Source organism: Uliginosibacterium aquaticum (assembly GCF_012972705.2).
GTDB lineage: Bacteria > Pseudomonadota > Gammaproteobacteria > Burkholderiales > Rhodocyclaceae > Uliginosibacterium > Uliginosibacterium aquaticum.
Window position 1 is genome coordinate 646,875 of the sequence record NZ_JABCSC020000003.1, and the last position, 16,393, is coordinate 663,267.

Annotated in this window: 14 protein-coding genes; 9 read left to right on the forward strand and 5 right to left on the reverse strand. The window is 63.3% G+C overall.

Going from position 1 to position 16,393, the window contains the following annotated elements; all coding sequences use genetic code 11:
* Window positions 1-197: 197 nt before the first annotated feature.
* From msrA to HJ583_RS14425, 7 genes are all read left to right on the forward strand, one after another.
* Complete coding sequence (msrA, locus tag HJ583_RS14395) at window positions 198-779, forward strand: peptide-methionine (S)-S-oxide reductase MsrA (protein WP_170022541.1); 582 nt, start codon at window positions 198-200, stop codon at window positions 777-779.
* Window positions 776-1,723 carry an MBL fold metallo-hydrolase gene (locus tag HJ583_RS14400; RefSeq protein WP_170022542.1) on the forward strand — a complete coding sequence of 316 codons (948 nt, stop codon included), beginning with the start codon at window positions 776-778 and terminating at the stop codon, window positions 1,721-1,723. Before msrA ends, HJ583_RS14400 begins: the two co-directional genes overlap by 4 nt.
* Window positions 1,702-2,484 (forward strand): tRNA threonylcarbamoyladenosine dehydratase, encoded by a 783-nt coding sequence (locus HJ583_RS14405; protein WP_170022543.1) that lies wholly within the window; start codon window positions 1,702-1,704, stop codon window positions 2,482-2,484. Before HJ583_RS14400 ends, HJ583_RS14405 begins: the two co-directional genes overlap by 22 nt.
* A gap of 3 nt (window positions 2,485-2,487) precedes the next feature.
* Window positions 2,488-2,847, forward strand: coding sequence for a sirohydrochlorin chelatase (locus HJ583_RS14410; protein ID WP_170022544.1), 360 nt, complete (start codon window positions 2,488-2,490; stop codon window positions 2,845-2,847).
* Between the two features lie 173 nt (window positions 2,848-3,020).
* Window positions 3,021-7,088 carry a PAS domain-containing sensor histidine kinase gene (locus HJ583_RS14415; RefSeq protein ID WP_170022545.1) on the forward strand — a complete coding sequence of 1,356 codons (4,068 nt, stop codon included), beginning with the start codon at window positions 3,021-3,023 and terminating at the stop codon, window positions 7,086-7,088.
* Window positions 7,085-7,987: a response regulator gene (locus HJ583_RS14420; protein WP_170022546.1), complete on the forward strand. Its 903-nt coding sequence runs from the start codon at window positions 7,085-7,087 to the stop codon at window positions 7,985-7,987. Before HJ583_RS14415 ends, HJ583_RS14420 begins: the two co-directional genes overlap by 4 nt.
* Window positions 7,988-7,989: 2 nt before the next feature.
* A complete protein-coding gene (locus HJ583_RS14425; protein WP_170022547.1) occupies window positions 7,990-9,558 on the forward strand; it encodes a SpoIIE family protein phosphatase in 1,569 nt (522 codons plus the stop codon).
* A 68-nt stretch (window positions 9,559-9,626) separates the two neighbouring features.
* On the opposite strand, the gene HJ583_RS14430 is transcribed toward HJ583_RS14425, so the two are convergent.
* From HJ583_RS14430 to clpS, 5 genes are all read right to left on the reverse strand, one after another.
* On the reverse strand, window positions 9,627-10,010 hold the full coding sequence (locus HJ583_RS14430; protein ID WP_170022548.1) for a SpoIIAA family protein: 384 nt from the start codon (window positions 10,008-10,010) through the stop codon (window positions 9,627-9,629).
* A 75-nt stretch (window positions 10,011-10,085) separates the two neighbouring features.
* On the reverse strand, window positions 10,086-10,955 hold the full coding sequence (locus HJ583_RS14435) for a DMT family transporter (RefSeq protein WP_170022549.1): 870 nt from the start codon (window positions 10,953-10,955) through the stop codon (window positions 10,086-10,088).
* Between the two features lie 109 nt (window positions 10,956-11,064).
* On the reverse strand, window positions 11,065-12,369 hold the full coding sequence (aceA, locus tag HJ583_RS14440; RefSeq protein WP_101943274.1) for an isocitrate lyase: 1,305 nt from the start codon (window positions 12,367-12,369) through the stop codon (window positions 11,065-11,067).
* Between the two features lie 194 nt (window positions 12,370-12,563).
* Window positions 12,564-14,846, reverse strand: coding sequence for an ATP-dependent Clp protease ATP-binding subunit ClpA (clpA, locus tag HJ583_RS14445; RefSeq protein WP_170022550.1), 2,283 nt, complete (start codon window positions 14,844-14,846; stop codon window positions 12,564-12,566).
* Window positions 14,847-15,155: an ATP-dependent Clp protease adapter ClpS gene (gene clpS / locus HJ583_RS14450; protein WP_101943276.1), complete on the reverse strand. Its 309-nt coding sequence runs from the start codon at window positions 15,153-15,155 to the stop codon at window positions 14,847-14,849.
* Window positions 15,156-15,529: 374 nt separating this feature from the next.
* On the opposite strand from clpS, the gene HJ583_RS14455 reads away from it, so the two are divergent.
* Entirely contained in the window at window positions 15,530-15,736 is a 207-nt protein-coding gene (locus HJ583_RS14455) for a cold-shock protein (protein ID WP_101943277.1), read from the forward strand.
* 98 nt (window positions 15,737-15,834) lie between these two features.
* Window positions 15,835-16,371: a pseudouridine synthase gene (locus HJ583_RS14460; protein WP_170022551.1), complete on the forward strand. Its 537-nt coding sequence runs from the start codon at window positions 15,835-15,837 to the stop codon at window positions 16,369-16,371.
* The last annotated feature ends 22 nt before the right edge of the window (window positions 16,372-16,393 follow it).

Below are 16,393 nucleotides of genomic sequence, written 5' to 3' on the forward strand. Positions count from 1 at the left end.
GGCCTCTGTGAAAACCGGAACGGCAGCACTACACGTGGTCGGCACGCCGGGCGCCCCGGCCACGTGCTTTACTTCGGATTCAGGAGCATTCTGCCTTGAATTCGTTTCGCCCGTAAACTAAGTGGGGTGATTTTGGTGAATTCTATGGCTTTCTTGTCAGACAACAAATTCCAATTACGTGCCAGCAGGGGTGAGATATGACGAGTGGAGCGTTTTCCGGGACCAGCGCTAGCCTTCCAGGCGAATTCGCGATCCTGGCGGGAGGCTGTTTTTGGTGTACTGAGGCGGTATTTGCGCCCTTGCGTGGGGTGCTGGCGGTGGAGCCGGGCTATATCGGTGGTGAGTTGTCAGACACCGCCAACTACGAAGCCGTCTGCAGTGGCCAAACTGGCCATGCGGAGGCGGTGCGGGTGCGTTTTGATCCCGTTTTGCTCACTTATCGCGACTTGCTCGAAGTTTTTTTTGCCACGCATGACCCGACCCAGCTCAATCGCCAAGGCAATGACGTGGGTAGCCAGTACCGCTCGGCGATCTTCTGGCTGGACGAGGCGCAGCGGACCACGGCGCAAGCCTTGCTGGACGGGCTGCAGCAGTCGGATGCCTATGGCGCGCCGATCGTGACGGAAGTCGTGGCGGCCGGCGAATTCTTCCCGGCCGAGGCTTATCATCACGACTACTATCGCCGCAATCCGCAGCAGGGCTACTGCGCCTTCGTGATTGCGCCCAAGCTTGGCAAACTCCGCGCGAAATTCGCGAATCTCCTGAAAAACGACGCATGAAGGATCTCGAAGCGCTCGGGATGGGCATTTACGCCATCGATAGCGGCTATCAGCGCCCGCGCATGGACGCGTTGCACCTGATCGTCGAGGGCGGCCGCGCCGCGCTGATCGAGAGCGGCACCGCGCACTCGGTGCCGCATGTGCTGGCAGCGCTGGAGGCGCTTGGTTTGGCGCCAGAGGCGGTGGACTGGCTGCTGTTGACGCATGTCCATCTGGATCACGCTGGTGGTGCCGGGGCGCTGATGCAGGTCTTGCCGAACGCCCGTCTGGTGGTGCATCCGCGCGGGGCGCGGCACATGATCGAGCCTTCGAAGCTGTGGGCAGGTACGGTCGCCGTGTATGGCGAAGCCTTTGCGCGTGAGGCCTATGGCGAACTGGTTCCGGTGCCGGCCGAGCGCATCGTGGATGCCACGGATGGGTTACTCATCAAGCTGGCCGGCCGGCACATCGAGGTGATCGACGCGCCGGGGCACGCGCGCCACCATGTGTGTTATTTCGATACGCGCACGCAAGGCTGGTTTTCCGGTGACGCCTTTGGCCTCTCCTATCGCGAGACGGATCGCGCAGGTCGGGCCTTCATTTTCCCGGCGACCACGCCGGTGCAGTTCGAGCCGGCCGCGATGCATGCCACGATTGCGCGCATGCTGGCACGGCAGCCGGCCTGCATGTATCTCACGCATTACAGCCGGGTGACGGATCTGAGCCGGTTGGCGGCCGATCTGCAGCGTCTGATCGACGCCTTTGTGGAGATCGCCGAAGCCGCTGCCAATGTGGCGGAAGACATGCAGCGGGCGCTGATCCGCGCCGCGCTGGAAGCCCTGCTGCGGCGTGAGGCTGCGGAGCAGGGCTGGGCGCAGCAAGGCAATGAGGCGGTGGCACTGTATGCCACCGATCTGGAATTGAACGCACAGGGTTTGCAGGTATGGCTGAAGAACAGGGCCTGAACGGGGCCGATCAGGCACGCCGTTTCGGCGGTGTGGGGCGCCTTTATGGCGAGGCCGCGGCGCAGCGTTTTGCGGCGGCGAAAGTGTGTGTGGTGGGCATTGGCGGAGTCGGCTCATGGGTCGCCGAAGCCCTGGCGCGTAGCGCCGTGGGCCAGCTGACTCTGATCGACCTGGACATGGTGGCCGAATCGAATGCCAATCGGCAGATCCATGCTCTGGACCCGGTATGGGGGATGGCCAAGGTGGAGGCGATGCGCGCGCGCATCCTTGCCATCAATCCGGCCTGCGAAGTGCGCTGCGTGGAGGATTTCGTCACACCGGAAAATCTCGCGGAGTTGCTTGGCGGGCATGATCTGATCGTCGATGCGATCGACCAGACCCGCGTCAAGGTGGCGATGGCCGCCTGGTGCGTGGCGCAGGGCGTGCCGCTGGTGATGGCCGGTGGTGCCGGCGGCAAGCAGGATCCCGCGCTGATCTGCAGTGCGGATCTATCTCGTACTGAGCAGGATCCGCTGCTGGCCCGGGTGCGCGCCCAGTTGCGCAAGGAGCATGGTTTTCCAAAGGATCCCAAGCGCAAGTTCGGTATCACCGCGATCTATTCCAGAGAGCCGCTGCAGCGTCCGGTAGTCTGCGAGAGCGGTGATCCGGCCGACGCGCCACAAGGCCTGTCCTGCGCGGGTTACGGCTCCGCGGTGTGCGTCACGGCGCCGTTCGGTTTTTTTGCCGCAGCAGCGGCTTTGCGTCTTCTTACTCAGGTTTGAACCATGCACAGCATCATCCTGTTTGCTCATGGCGCCCGTGATCCGGAATGGGCGCGTCCGCTCCAGCGCCTGCGTGAAGCGGTGCTGGCGCGCCGCCCGGAGGCGGACGTGCGTCTGGCCTTCCTTGAGTTCATGACGCCCAGCCTGCCCGAGGCGATCGATGCCGCGGCGGCAGTGGGGGCCACCGATGTTGCGGTGGTGCCGGTATTCCTGGCCCAGGGCGGCCATGTGCGGCGGGATGTGCCGGCCATGCTGGAAACGGCCTGTGCTCGCCATCCTGCGCTGGAGATCCGCCTGCAACCGGTGCTCGGCGAGGCGCAGTCCGTGCTTGATGCGATGGCCGAGGTCGTGCTCGCCGGCTAGTCGGCGTCCCTTGGGGGCAGGTTCAGGCGACCCGCTCCCGGCCGTATTACCGTACTCAGCCCATGCAGAACTTCTGCTCCCGATCCGCCTCTTGCCCCGTCAGCGCATCTGCCTCTTGCCGTGCGCGCGGCTGGGTGCGTGCGGCTTATGCGGGAGCGGTTTTCGGCGGGGGCGTGCTGGGTTGGCTGACAGGTCCGGCCTGGGGTTTGCTGTTTGCGCTGGGCGCTGGAGGTGCCGCACTGCTGTACTGCCAGCGCCTGCAGTTGCGTGCGACAGAGGCTCGCGTGGTGCGTCTCGAGGCTGATCTTTCCCTGGCCCAGCCGCGGTTGGGGCGGGTGATCGAGGCGACTCAGGATGGCGTGTGGGAATACGATGCCCAGGATCGCGCGCTGTTCTGTTCCGAGCGCGCGCTGGAGTTGCTCGGGCGGCGCGTGAGCGGCGAAGGCTCGCCGATCCGTGTGCTGCTGCGCCAGCTTAACCGCGAGCAGCGCCGCCGCCTGATCTGGGCGGTGCGGGATGCCTGGCAGGAAGGCGGGCGCTTCGACGAGCTGTTCCCGATCACCCCCAAGGGCGCGCGCAAGCGCTGGTTGCGGGTGCAGGCCAGCGTGGCGCCGGATCGCCGCTTCTTTACCGGTGCCTTGTCTGATGTAACCGAAGAGGTCGAGCTGTCGCGCGAACGCGCCCTTTATCAGACCTTCATGGAGGGTGTGATCGACGCCTTGCCCTTGCCGGTATCGGTGAAGGACGAGAACGGCCTGATCATGCTGGCCAACGGGGCATTCTGCCAGGCTTTGGATTTGCGTCCGGGCGAGGCCAATGGCAAGCGCGCCGCGCAACTGGTGGGCGGGCATCTGGCCGAGCGCCTCGAAGCGCTGGATCGCCTCACCCTGGAAACCGGCCGCTCGCATGCGCTGGAGGACTGGGTCGAACTCAGCCGTGTGCACCGTCGTGAATTCCTGCGTATCACCAAGAGTCGCTGCGTAGACCGCAATGGTCGCCGTGTGGTGGTAACCGCCTATGAGGACCAGACCGCCGTGCGGGACTACGCCCGCCGCATGGGCGAGCTCTCGATGAACGTGGAAGCCTTTGTGCAGCGGCTGATTCGCACCATGCCTCATCCGGTGTATGTGAAGGATGCCGAGAGCCGTTACCTGATGGTCAATGATGCGATCGCCGAGCAGTGGGGCCTGCATGCCGAAGACATGATCGGGCTATCCTCCAGCGAGCTGTTCGGCGCTGAAATCGGCAGCGAGATCGAAGCCGAGGATCAGCGTGTGCTGGCAGGCGAAGTGATCTACAAGGAAGACTGCATCCCGGACAAGCGCACCGGCATGAAGCGTTACTGGACGGTGACCAAGGCGGCCTGTACCAATGTGGATGGCAGCCGCATCATCGTTGGATCCAACTTCGAGATCACCGGTGTGCGCCGTGCTGAGGTCGAACTGCGCGAGGCACTGGCGCAGCAGACGCGCTTGCGCGAGTTCCTGCAGCAGGTCTTTGACGCGCTGCCGCACCCGCTCTTTGTCAAGGATGCGCAGCATCGCTACCTGATGACCAACCGCGCTCATGCCCAGTTTCATGGCTGCAGTGTGCAGCAGATCATTGGCAGCCGCTCAGCCGATTACGCCATGCCCGGCGTGGCCGAAGCCGTTGAGCGTGAGGAGGCGTCCATCTTCAGCGGCCTGGCCGAAGGCGCCGTGATCGAGAGCGAACACGTGCTCTACGATGCCTCGGGTCATCCGCACCAGACCCTGATCCGCAAGGTCGCGGGTGTAGGGGCCGAGGGCGAACCGGTGGTGATCGGGGTGACCTTCGATGTCAGCGAAATGCGGGCGCTGGAGAGCGAGTTACGCGAGGCGCTGGCCCGCCAGTCGCGCACCCGGGGCTATCTGCAGGAAGTCTTCGATGCCCTGCCGCATCCGGTGGCGGTGAAGGATCACGCCCATCGCCATGTGATGTGCAACCGTGCCTATGCCCGCATGCTCGATCTGTCGGCCGGTGAGATTCTCGGCACCCAGACCAGCGAACTCTTCGATGCCACCCTGGGGGCGGCCATCGAGCAACTGGAGGCTGAACAGCTGGGCCGGCCCGCCGGGCAGATCGGCGAGGTGGAGCAGAACATGCGCTGGCCCGATGGTCACGCACGGCGCATGCGGCTCTTCGTGCGGGTGTGCCGCGATCCGGAAGGGCAGCCACTGGTGGTCAGCGCCTTTCTCGATGTGTCGGCCCAGCATCGCCACGAGGAGCGTCTGCAGCGCATCAACCGCTTCATGCAGGATGTGTTCGACGCCATTCCCAACCCGATCGCGGTGAAGAATCGTCAGCATGTCTACGTCATGGCCAATCGGGCGCTCGGGTTGGCCAACGGCCTGCGGCCGGAGGAAATGGTCGGGCGCACGACCTGGGACTTCAACCTGCCTGAAGTGGCTGAACAAACCGTGCAGGCGGACGATGAGCTGTTCGCCTTGGGGCCGGGCATCACCACCGAGCGCGAAGTGCCGCTGCGCTATGCGGATGGCAAGCTGCACCGGGTATTGCTGCGCAAGGTCGTGTGCCTCGATCCGGATGGCGGCTCGCTGATCATTGCTTCCAACAGCGATGTGACCGAGCTGGCCGAGAAGGAGGCCGAGCTCACCGCCAGCCTGGCCCGCCAGACACGTATGCGTGAGTTCCTGCAAACGGTCTTCGATATGCTGCCGTTTGCCACCTATGTGAAGGATGAGGCGCTCACCTACGTGATGGTGAATCAGGCCTACGCCGAGCAGCTCGGCCAGGCGCGCAGTGCGATTGCCGGTCAGCGCCTGGGCGCTTTTGTGCCGGCAGCGCAGGCGCAGGCGGTGGAGGCCTTCGATGCAGAGTTGCTGGCCCGCGATGGCGGCGAGGTGTTCAGTGTCGAGGTGGAACTCAGCTATGCCGAGGGACACAGCCGCCAGGTCATGTTGCACAAGAAGCTGGCGCGGGATGTGGATGGACGCCGCGTGATCATCGGCATCAACCAGGATCTCACCGCTTTACGTGCGGCCGAGTTGCAGTCGCGCAAGACTCTGGCGCGGCTCGACACCCTGGTGCGCAATGCCCCGCTAGGGATTGCGCGCTGTGACAGTAAAGGTCGCTTCCTGCAGGTCAATCCCTTCCTGCAGCAGTTCATTGGCCTGCCCGAGGCGGGGCTGCTCGGGCGGGACTATCGCAGTTTGTTGCCCGCTGCCGAGCGCGAGCGGATCGAAGCCCACCTGCAGGAGTTTCGCCGCAAGGGCGTGCTTCAGCCACTGGAGCTGGTGCTCCAGCACAGTGATGGACACAGTCTGCCGGTGAGTCTTTCCGGCGTAATGGTGGGGGCCGGTGCAGAAGAGGAAAACTATTGGGTACTGATTTCGGATCAGAGCGCACGCAAGCAGGCCGAGGCCGAGCTTCTGCGCCATCGTGATCAGTTGCGCGAGCTGGTGCTGGAGCAGACGGCAGACCTGCTGCGCGCCAAGGAGCTGGCCGAGCGCGCCAGTGCGGCGAAGTCGGACTTTCTCGCGCACATGTCGCACGAGCTGCGTACGCCACTGCACGCCATTCTGAGCTTCGCGCGGCTTGGCAACGCGCGCTGCGGGGAAGTGCCGCCCGAGCGTCTGCAGGAGTACTTCAGTCGGGTCGCAGACGGCGGCGAGCGCTTGCTGTGCCTGCTCGATGAATTGCTCGATCTGGCCAAGCTCGAAGCCGGGCGCATGCATCTGGAGCTACGGGTACAGTCGCTGGCGCGCCTGCTGGATGACGCCGCGCGGGAGTTTGAAGCCTTGCTGGCGGCCCGGCGCATGAGTCTTGTACGCGATTACGCCAGTGGGCTGCCTCCGCTGGCGGTAGATGCGGTGCGCATGGGTCAGGTGCTGCGCAATCTGCTTTCGAATGCCTCCAAGTTCGCGCCTGAAGGCAGCTGCATTACCATGAGCATCCGCTCCGCCCGGCTGGGAGGGGCGCCCGGAGTGGCTGGGCTGGAATTCGTGATCGCCGATGAAGGGCCGGGCATCCCGGCCGGCGAGCTGGAGCAGGTGTTCGACAAATTCGTGCAGAGCAGCCGTAATCGCGCGGCTGCCGGAGGTACTGGACTGGGGCTGGCCATCTGCCGCGAGATCGTGCAGGCGCATGGCGGGCAGATCCGGGCCTGCAATCGGGTGGGGGGAGGCAGCGAATTCATTGTCTGCCTGCCGCTGGAGAGTCAAGCGCTGCCGCCTGCGGCAGCCAATGAGGAGGATGCATGAGTGCATCGATCATGGTGCTCGATGACGAGCCCCTGAATCTGGAAATCATCGGTGAGTACCTCGCCGATACGGGCTATCAGCTGAGTTTCTATGAAGACCCCGAGTTGGCCTGGGCCACGCTTGACGCACGCCCCTACGATTTCGATCTGGTTCTGATGGATCGCATGATGCCCAGGCTGGACGGGCTGTCGATGCTCAAGCGGATCAAGGCTGATTCGCGCATGAAGCATCTGCCGGTGATCATGCAGACCGCGGCTGCCGGACCCGAGCAGGTCAGCGAAGGCCTCGCCGCCGGCGCCCATTACTATCTGACCAAGCCCTTCCGCTCCGAAGCCCTGCTCGCCATCGTGCGCGCTGCCCTGCACGATCGCGCACGCTGGGCCGACGTTTCGCAGCGCATGGCCAACCATTCGCGCGCGGTGCTGTTGCTCAACGAGGCGCAGTTCGTGCTGCACACGCTGGAAGAAGCGGAGTCGGTCGCCGGTTTGCTGTCACTGTCGGCCAAGGAGGCCGATGCGGTGGCCATGGGGCTGGCTGAACTCCTGGTCAATGGCATCGAGCACGGCAATCTGGGGATCGATTTCAATACCAAGGCCCGTTTGAAGAGCGAGGATCGCTGGTTGGAGGAAGTGTTGCGCCGCCAGGCGCTGCCTGAGAACCAGGGCAAGCGCGTAAGCGTGCAGTTGCGTCAGGAGGCCGAACACACCCGGGTAGTGATCGAGGATGAGGGCGAGGGCTTCGACTGGGAGCCCTTCCTGCATATCGCACCGGATCGCGCCTTCGCACCGAACGGGCGCGGGATTGCCGTTTCGCGCCAGGTGGCCTTTACCGAGCTGCGCTATACGGGCAAGGGTAATGTGGTCGAAGTGCTTTTTGTACGTGGGCAGGACGAGGAGTGAACATGCTCGACCTCACTCTGGAACCCGCCAACGCCCAGCGTTCCTTCCGTGTTCTGATCGCGGACGATACTCAGGCCAACCGTGCCCTGCTGCGCGCCTACCTGGTCCGTCTGGGCTTCGAAACCCTGATGGCGGAGGACGGCGAGCAGGCGCTTGAACTCTTCGAACGTGAGCGCCCGGACATCGTGCTGATGGACCTGATGATGCCCAAGATGGATGGTTTCGAGTCCATCGAACGCATCCGCATGCTGCGCAGCGACCGCTGGGTGCCGATCGTGATCGTTTCGGCGATGGATGCCGAGTACGACATTACGCGCGGGCTGGAGGCTGGTGCGGATGATTTCATGACCAAGCCGCTGTCCTACCAGATGTTCGCGGCCAAGATGCGCAACCTGTCGCGGGCGCTGGAGTTCCAAGTCAGCCGCGAAGAGTCGCAGCGCAGGGAGGCCGCGATCGCCGACGCCGTGATCGACGGCATCATCACCTTCGATGCTGGTTTCTGTGTAGTGGACGCCAACCGCGCGGCAGCCACCATTTTCGGGCGTAGTGAAGGTGAGTTGCCAGGTTCGGATCTGCGCAACCATCTGCGTGAGCCGAGTGGTGAAGGTAGCTGGGAGCGCCATTTCCGTGCCTGCGTTGAGGGGCGCGACCCTGATTTTATCGGCAGCCTGCAGGAACTGATGGGGCGGCGTGCCGATGGCCGCATGTTCCCCTGCGAAATCTGCGTCACCGAACTGCCGCTGGCCGAAGAGCGACTCTTCATTGCTGTGGTGCGCGACATCAGCGAACGCAAGCGCGTCGGCCGCCAGCTCACCGAAAACGCCGCGCGCCTGCAGCAGTATCACGACGAAGCCGAAGCCGAGGCCGAACTGGCCAAGGACATCATGGAACGCCACATCCGCCGTGACGCCCTGGAGCAGAGCGGCGTGCAGCAGGCGGTGATTCCCACTCAGCGCTTCTCGGGCGATATTGTGCTGGCTGCCCGCTCGCGCAGCGGCAAGCTCTACGCGATGCTCGCCGATGCCACCGGCCACGGCCTGGCGGCGGCGATGAGCGGGCTGGCGATCGTGAACGATTTCTATCGTGCCGTGGAGGATGACGTTCCCCTGCGGCGCATGATCCTGATGCTCAACAACACCCTGGCTGAATTGCTGCCGCGCGGGCGTTTCGTGTCGGCTGCGGTGCTGGTGCTGGACCAGAAGCATCGGCGTGGCGAGATGTGGCAGGGCGGCGTGCCGGACGTGCTGCAGGTTGCTCCGGACGGCCAGTTGCTGGCGCGCTATCGGGCGGACCAGCTGCCGCTGGGCATCGAAGTCTGGCAAGCCGAAGAAGTGAGCATCACACCGCTGGAGTGGGATACGGCGTCGCAGCTTCTGCTGTGCTCGGACGGCCTGATCGAGGCCTGTTCCGGCAAGGGGGAAGAGTTCGGCTACGAGGGTGTGCTCGCAGCGCTGGCTTCCAGCCGGGTCGAGGGACGTCTGGATGCCCTGCAGGTGGAGCTGCGCCGGCATCTGGACGTGCTCGCCGGGCACGACGATATCTCGATGCTGTTGCTGGACCTGCCGGTCTGATCGGCGACGGTATCCCACTGTTTGGATCAGCGCCGGCCTTAGCCGGCGCGGCCGGGGGCAGGCGCGGCTTAGTGCAACTCGCCATCCGCGAGATCTTCGAGCTGGCTGTCCTTGTCCAGCCAGCGGCGGGCGGAGCGTTCGCTCTCGAAGATGCGGATGTCGGCCTCGGTGAAGAATTGCGATACCCAGGCAGACCAGCTCACCAGCTGATCGTCGGTCAGCAGGGCGATCTTGCCGAAGTCGCTCTGGTGGGCGCGCACATAGCGCCACTCTTCCATCGCCACATCCAGTGAACAGCCGGTCATGCTGCGCAGATCGATCAGCAGGTCGACCGGATGATTGAAGCGTACGCGGTAATCCGAGAGTTCCTCGAAAGCCTTGCAATCGGCCAGGGTCAGGGTGCCATAGGCTCGCATCTCGACGCGGTCAGGCAGAACGTCGGTGGTGATCATGGTGGGCTCCTCGGGCAGTTTCTTGTGCGGAGCATCACGCTCGGTGAGGGGCTCCTGTCCTGACTATAGAAATGCTCAGGAGCCCTTGCCATGCGCGTCTTGCGCCTTTGCCCAAGTGGCCGGACGGGTGATGACAAGGCTGGTAACGATGATCAGTAGCATGCCCAGCCACGAGAGTGGCGGGATGTGTTCATGCCATAGCAACGCACCGTACAGGCTGGAGAAGATCACCGTTGTGTAGCCAAGGCTGGCGGTGATGATGGCGCGTCCGAGCTTGAAGGCGCGGGTGAGCGCAAGCTGCCCGAGTCCGCCGCACAGACCTACGGTCAGCAGGAAGCCCCATTCAATCGGGCCTGCCGCCAGCGGACTGGAAGGTTGCAGCATGGCCAGCGGCGCGGCCAGCAGGACATTGCTTGCGGACAGGAAGAGCACCGTGCGCCACTCGGGTTCGCCGGCGCGTCCCAGCTCGCGCAGATTGAGCTGGGCGATGCTGGCGAAGATGGCCGAGCCCAGCCCGAGCAGGCCGCCGGCCCATTGCTCGGGGGTGAAGGTTGGTCGCAGTACCAGCACCACCCCGGCAAAGCCCAGCAGTAGCGCACCACTCACGGCACGCGGAGGCGGCTGGCGCAGGGCGACTGCCGCCGCCACGAACAATGCCGAGCAGTTGTTGAGGGTGACGGCGGTGGCCAGCGGCAAGCGCGCGATGGCCGCGAAATACATCAGCATGGCGATACTGCCGGCGGTGGAGCGGTACAGGTGGCTCTTCCAGTGCGGGCTAGCCAGGCTGAGGCGATGCCAGAAGACCCAGGCGCCGATCAGCAGCAAAGGCAGCAGGCCGCGCATGCCAACCGCCTGCCCGGCATTGAAATGCTCGCCGGCCAGTTTGACACAGGCGCCCATGGTGGCAAACAGGAAACAGGCAGACAGCATCCACAGCGCGTGCATTGTGATTGATCCGGGGGAAACGGAAACGGCGCCGGAGTGCCCGGCGCCGTGGAAAGGATAGCGCGTTCAGATGGAGCAGCAAGCTGCTCCGGTCAGGCGCTGCAGGGGCTCAGTGGGCTTTTTCGAAGAACTGCTCGTTCTCGGTCGAGCCCTTCAGAGCGGTGGTGGAGGATTGGCCGCCCTCGATTACCTGGGTGACCACGTCAAAGTAGCCAGTGCCCACCTCGCGCTGGTGCTTCACCGCCGTGAAACCGCGTTCGGCTGCGGCGAATTCGGCTTCCTGCAGTTCGACGAAGGCCGGCATGCTGTGACGGGCATAACCGTAGGCAAGGTTGAACATCGAGTAGTTCAGGCTGTGGAAGCCCGCCAGGGTGATGAACTGGAACTTGTAGCCCATCGCACCGAGCTCCTTCTGGAATTTGGCGATGGTCGTGTCGTCCAGATTCTTCTTCCAGTTGAAGGAGGGCGAGCAATTGTAGGCCAACATCTTGCCCGGAAATTTCTGGTGAATGGCTTCAGCGAAAGCCTTGGCGTAGGCCAGATCCGGCTTGCCGGTTTCACACCAGACGAGATCTGCGTAAGGCGCGTAGGCCAGACCACGCGAAATCGCCTGGGCCAGCCCCGGGCGCGTGCGGTAGAAGCCCTCGATGGTGCGCTCACCGGTGCAGAAAGGCAGGTCATTGGGGTCGACGTCGGAGGTCAGCAGATCCGCCGCTTCGGCGTCGGTACGTGCGACCACCAGCGTCGGTACGCCCATCACGTCAGCCGCGAGCCGGGCGGCGACGAGCTTGGCAACCGCTTCGCGAGTGGGCACCAAGACCTTGCCGCCCATGTGACCACACTTTTTCACCGAGGCCAGCTGATCCTCGAAATGGACGCCCGCCGCCCCGGCTTCGATCATCGCCTTCATGAGTTCGAAAGCATTCAGCACGCCGCCGAAACCGGCTTCGGCATCGGCCACGATGGGAGCGAAGTAGTCGATCCAGCCTTCGTCGCCAGGATTCTTGCCCTCTGACCACTGGATCTGGTCGGCGCGGGTGAAGGTGTTGTTAATCCGGCGTACCACGGCGGGAACCGAGTCGGCCGGGTAGAGGGACTGATCCGGATACATCTGGCCGGCGAGGTTGGCATCTCCCGCCACCTGCCAGCCCGACAGATAGACCGCCTTGAGACCGGCTTTGACCTGCTGCATGGCCTGATTGCCGGTCAAAGCACCGAGCGCATTGACGAAGGGGGTTTCAGTGATGAGCGCCCACAGCTTCTCCGCCGCCAGCCTAGCATGAGTGTGCTCTACAGCCACTGAACCGCGCAGATTGACGACATCGGCAGCCGTATAGCCCCGTTTGATTCCCTTCCAGCGCGGGTGGCTGCTCCAGTCCTGCTCCAGTTTGCTGATCTGTGCTTTGCGTGTCATGGCGGCTCTCCTGTCGGGTGAAGCGGCCGGCCATGGGTGTTGGGGTGAAGGCCGGCGCTCATCCACTATAGGAAAGCGTATTGTGCATGGCAGCAAATCCGGCCTTATGGCTTTCCCTGATCGGGTTGCGCCGCAGCACAATAGAAAAGGGCCGCTTGCGCGGCCCTTTCAGATCAGTCATCAGGATCGAAACCTTAAGCGTGGGCCTCTTCCTCGTCGAAGATCAGCGCCACCTTGCCATCTTTGCCTAGATCAATGGTTACCCGGCCGCCATTGGCCAGGCGGCCGAACAGCAGCTCGTCGGCCAGCGCCGAGCGGATCGTGTCCTGGATCAGGCGGGCCATCGGGCGAGCACCCATCAGCGGATCGAAGCCTTTGTCGGCGAGCCAGCTCTTGAGTTCTTCGGTGAAGCTGGCTTCGACCTTCTTCTCCTGCAGCTGACCTTCGAGCTGGAGCAGGAACTTGTCCACCACCCGCATGATGACTTCGCGATCCAGCGCCTTGAAGGAAATCACTGCATCCAGCCGGTTGCGGAACTCCGGCGTGAAGTGGCGCTTGATTTCGCCCATCTCGTCGCCGGCTTCGCGTGTGGCGGTGAAACCCATGGTGCTCTTCTGGATGGTTTCCTGGCCCGCGTTGGTGGTCATGATGATGATCACGTTGCGGAAGTCGGATTCGCGGCCGTTGTTGTCGGTCAGCTTGCCGTGGTCCATCACCTGCAACAGGATGTTGTAGATATCCGGGTGAGCCTTCTCGATTTCATCCAGCAGCAGCACGCAATGCGGCTTCTTGTTGATCGCTTCGGTGAGCAGGCCGCCCTGGTCGAAACCGACGTAGCCCGGAGGCGCGCCGATTAGGCGGCTCACGGCATGGCGCTCCATGTATTCGGACATGTCGAAGCGCTGCAGCTCGATGCCCAGGGTGTAGGCGAGCTGGCGGGCGACCTCTGTTTTGCCAACGCCGGTGGGGCCGGAGAACAGGAAGCAGCCGATCGGCTTGGCCGGGTTGCCAAGGCCCGAACGACTCATCTTGATGGCCTTGGTCAGTGCATCGATGGCCGGATCCTGACCGAAGACCAGGTTTTTCAGGTCGCGATCGAGCTTTGCGAGGGCCGCGCGGTCATCGTTGGAGACCGAACGCGGCGGGATCCGTGCAATGCGGGCCACGATCTCTTCGATCTCACCCTTGCCGATGGTTTTCTTCTGCTTGCTCTTGGGCAGGATGCGCTGAGCAGCGCCAGCCTCGTCGATCACGTCGATGGCCTTGTCCGGCAGATGGCGGTCGTTGATGTAACGCGCGGCCAGTTCGGCGGCACTGGTGATCGCGGCAGCCGAATACTTGATCCCGTGGTGCTCCTCGAAACGGCTCTTGAGGCCCTTGAGGATCTCGATGGTTTCCGGCACCGAGGGCTCGTTTACATCGATCTTCTGGAAGCGCCGCGACAGGGCGTGATCCTTCTCGAAGATGGTGCGGAACTCGGTATAGGTCGTCGCGCCGATGCATTTGAGCTGCCCCGAGGACAAGGCGGGCTTAAGCAGGTTGGAGGCGTCCAGCGTGCCGCCGGAGGCTGCACCGGCGCCAATCAGGGTGTGGATCTCGTCGATGAAGAGGATCGCGTTCTGATTGTCGACCAATTGTTTCAAAACTGCCTTCAGGCGTTGTTCAAAATCGCCACGATATTTCGTGCCGGCGAGCAGGGCGCCCATGTCCAGCGCGTAGACCTGAGCATCGGCCAGTACTTCAGGCACACGCCCCTCGATGATGTGGCGGGCGAGGCCTTCGGCGATCGCCGTCTTGCCCACGCCGGCTTCGCCGACCAGCAAGGGGTTGTTCTTGCGGCGGCGGCAGAGGGTCTGGATCACGCGCTCCAGTTCTTTGTCGCGCCCGATCAGGGGATCGATCTTGCCCACCAGCGCCTGCTGATTGAGGTTCTGGGTGTAGTTCTCGAGCGCGCCGCCGGGGCCACCGCTCTCGCTCTCACCCTGTTCGCCATGCTCACCATCCGGCGCCTTGCGCTCGATGGATACCGGCTTGTCGCTGCCGCCCGGCTTGGTCACGCCGTGGGAGATGAAGTTCACTACATCCAGGCGTGAAATGCCTTGCCGCTGCAGGAAATACACGGCGTGTGAATCCTTCTCGCCGAAGATCGCGACCAGCACGTTGGAGCCGTTCACTTCCTTCTTGCCAGAAGACTGCACATGCAGGATCGCACGCTGGATCACACGCTGGAAACCCAGCGTGGGTTGTGTGTCGATCTCGTCGGAGCCGGAAACGGTGGGCGTGTGCTCGGTGATGAAATTGGAGAGCTCACGGCGCAGCTCTTCAAGATTCGCGGCACACGCACGCAGTACTTCGGTGGCCGAAGGATTGTCGAGCAGGGCCAGCAGCAGGTGTTCCACGGTAATGAATTCGTGGCGTTTCTGACGGGCTTCGACAAAGGCCATGTGGAGGCTGACTTCGAGTTCCTGGGCAATCATTTAGGCTTCCTCCATCACGCAGGCCAGCGGGTGCTGACTCTGACGCGCAAAACTGCAGACCTGCTCGACCTTGGTGGCTGCCAGGTCGCGCGGAAAAACACCACAGACCCCCTTGCCGTCGTGATGCACCTGCAGCATCACACGGGTGGCCTGCTCCCGATCCAGCGCGAAGAACTTCTGCAGCACATGCACCACGAAGTCCATCGGAGTGAAATCGTCGTTCAGTAACAGCACCTTGAAGAGGGGCGGCGGCGCAACTTTCGCGCGTTCTGCTTCAAGGATAGCTTCGGTTTGTTTACGGGTTGGCATGCGACCAATTTTAATGACTTCGCTTTGGACTACAAACTATCACGACGGTTGCAAAAACCTTTCTGTTCCGGCGATCAGGCCGGATGTGCTGCAGCGCACCGATTCCTGCTTAACGACAAGCAATCCATGTGCCTGAATGGCGGCACGGAAAACATCTGTGCGTCATGTGTCGCATCCTTGCCACGATCAGGGCCCGGCCCGCTTGACGCTGCGCGGCGCCTTGGCGTAAAAGCCGAAGGTGCTCCACCGTGGTGCAGGGGTTTGCAAAAGCCCAGGTGTCGCGGTTCCGGCATTCCGCCGGGCAGACCAAGAAGCACCCCGCGCAAGCGGGAAAGTTACAGATAAACCAGAGGAAGAAGGAAGAGGTAAAGGGAATGGCAACTGGTACCGTGAAGTGGTTCAACGACGCCAAGGGTTTTGGTTTCATCACCCCGGACGACGGCAGTGAAGATCTGTTTGCGCATTTTTCCGCCATCAACATGAACGGCTTCAAGTCGCTCAAGGAAGGCGAGAAAGTTTCGTTCGAAGCCACGCAAGGCCCGAAGGGCAAGCAGGCGGCGAACATTCAGCGCGCATCCTGATCGCGTCCGCGCAAGCGGATCCCGAGGCCTGCCAGACTCTGGCGGGCCTTTTTGTTTGTTTTTCCTGCATTTTCCAGTTTTCAGCGACCTAACCTGCCATGAGCCGCATCCTTCTGCTCAACAAACCTTTCGGCGTGCTCAGCCAGTTCACGGGTGAGCCGGGCCAGCGCACGCTGGCCGAATGTGTGACCGAAAAAGGCGTGTATGCCGCCGGCCGACTGGATGCTGACAGCGAGGGCCTGCTCCTGCTGACTGACGACGGTGCCTTGCAGCATCGTCTGGCCGATCCGCGCCACAAGCAGGTGAAAGTCTATCTGGCGCAGGTCGAGGGCTTGGTGACGCCCGAGTCGCTGGCACGCCTTCAGGCGCCGCTGGATCTGGGGGATTTCGTGACCCAGCCCTGCCGGGCTCGCGAAGTGGCCGAACCGGCCTGGCTGTGGCCGCGCACCCCGCCGATCCGGGAGCGCAAGGCGATCCCGACCAGCTGGTTACGCATCGAGCTACGCGAAGGCAAGAACCGCCAGGTACGGCGCATGACGGCCAAGGTCGGCCTGCCCACCCTGCGCCTGATCCGCGAGGCAATCGGTGAGTGGTCGCTGGGCGATCTGCAGCCGGGTGAATGGAGAGTCGGTTGATCCTCGGGCACAATGCCCGCTT

Coding starts and splice junctions, on each gene's coding strand:
- HJ583_RS14455 (WP_101943277.1), top strand. CDS start 15,530: ATGGCAACTGGTACCGTGAAGTGGTTCAACGACGCCAAGGGTTTTGGT.
- HJ583_RS14425 (WP_170022547.1), top strand. CDS start 7,990: ATGCTCGACCTCACTCTGGAACCCGCCAACGCCCAGCGTTCCTTCCGT.
- msrA (WP_170022541.1), top strand. CDS start 198: ATGACGAGTGGAGCGTTTTCCGGGACCAGCGCTAGCCTTCCAGGCGAA.
- HJ583_RS14435 (WP_170022549.1), bottom strand. CDS start 10,955: ATGCACGCGCTGTGGATGCTGTCTGCCTGTTTCCTGTTTGCCACCATG.
- aceA (WP_101943274.1), bottom strand. CDS start 12,369: ATGACACGCAAAGCACAGATCAGCAAACTGGAGCAGGACTGGAGCAGC.
- HJ583_RS14430 (WP_170022548.1), bottom strand. CDS start 10,010: ATGATCACCACCGACGTTCTGCCTGACCGCGTCGAGATGCGAGCCTAT.
- HJ583_RS14420 (WP_170022546.1), top strand. CDS start 7,085: ATGAGTGCATCGATCATGGTGCTCGATGACGAGCCCCTGAATCTGGAA.
- HJ583_RS14460 (WP_170022551.1), top strand. CDS start 15,835: ATGAGCCGCATCCTTCTGCTCAACAAACCTTTCGGCGTGCTCAGCCAG.
- HJ583_RS14410 (WP_170022544.1), top strand. CDS start 2,488: ATGCACAGCATCATCCTGTTTGCTCATGGCGCCCGTGATCCGGAATGG.
- HJ583_RS14405 (WP_170022543.1), top strand. CDS start 1,702: ATGGCTGAAGAACAGGGCCTGAACGGGGCCGATCAGGCACGCCGTTTC.
- HJ583_RS14400 (WP_170022542.1), top strand. CDS start 776: ATGAAGGATCTCGAAGCGCTCGGGATGGGCATTTACGCCATCGATAGC.
- clpA (WP_170022550.1), bottom strand. CDS start 14,846: ATGATTGCCCAGGAACTCGAAGTCAGCCTCCACATGGCCTTTGTCGAA.
- clpS (WP_101943276.1), bottom strand. CDS start 15,155: ATGCCAACCCGTAAACAAACCGAAGCTATCCTTGAAGCAGAACGCGCG.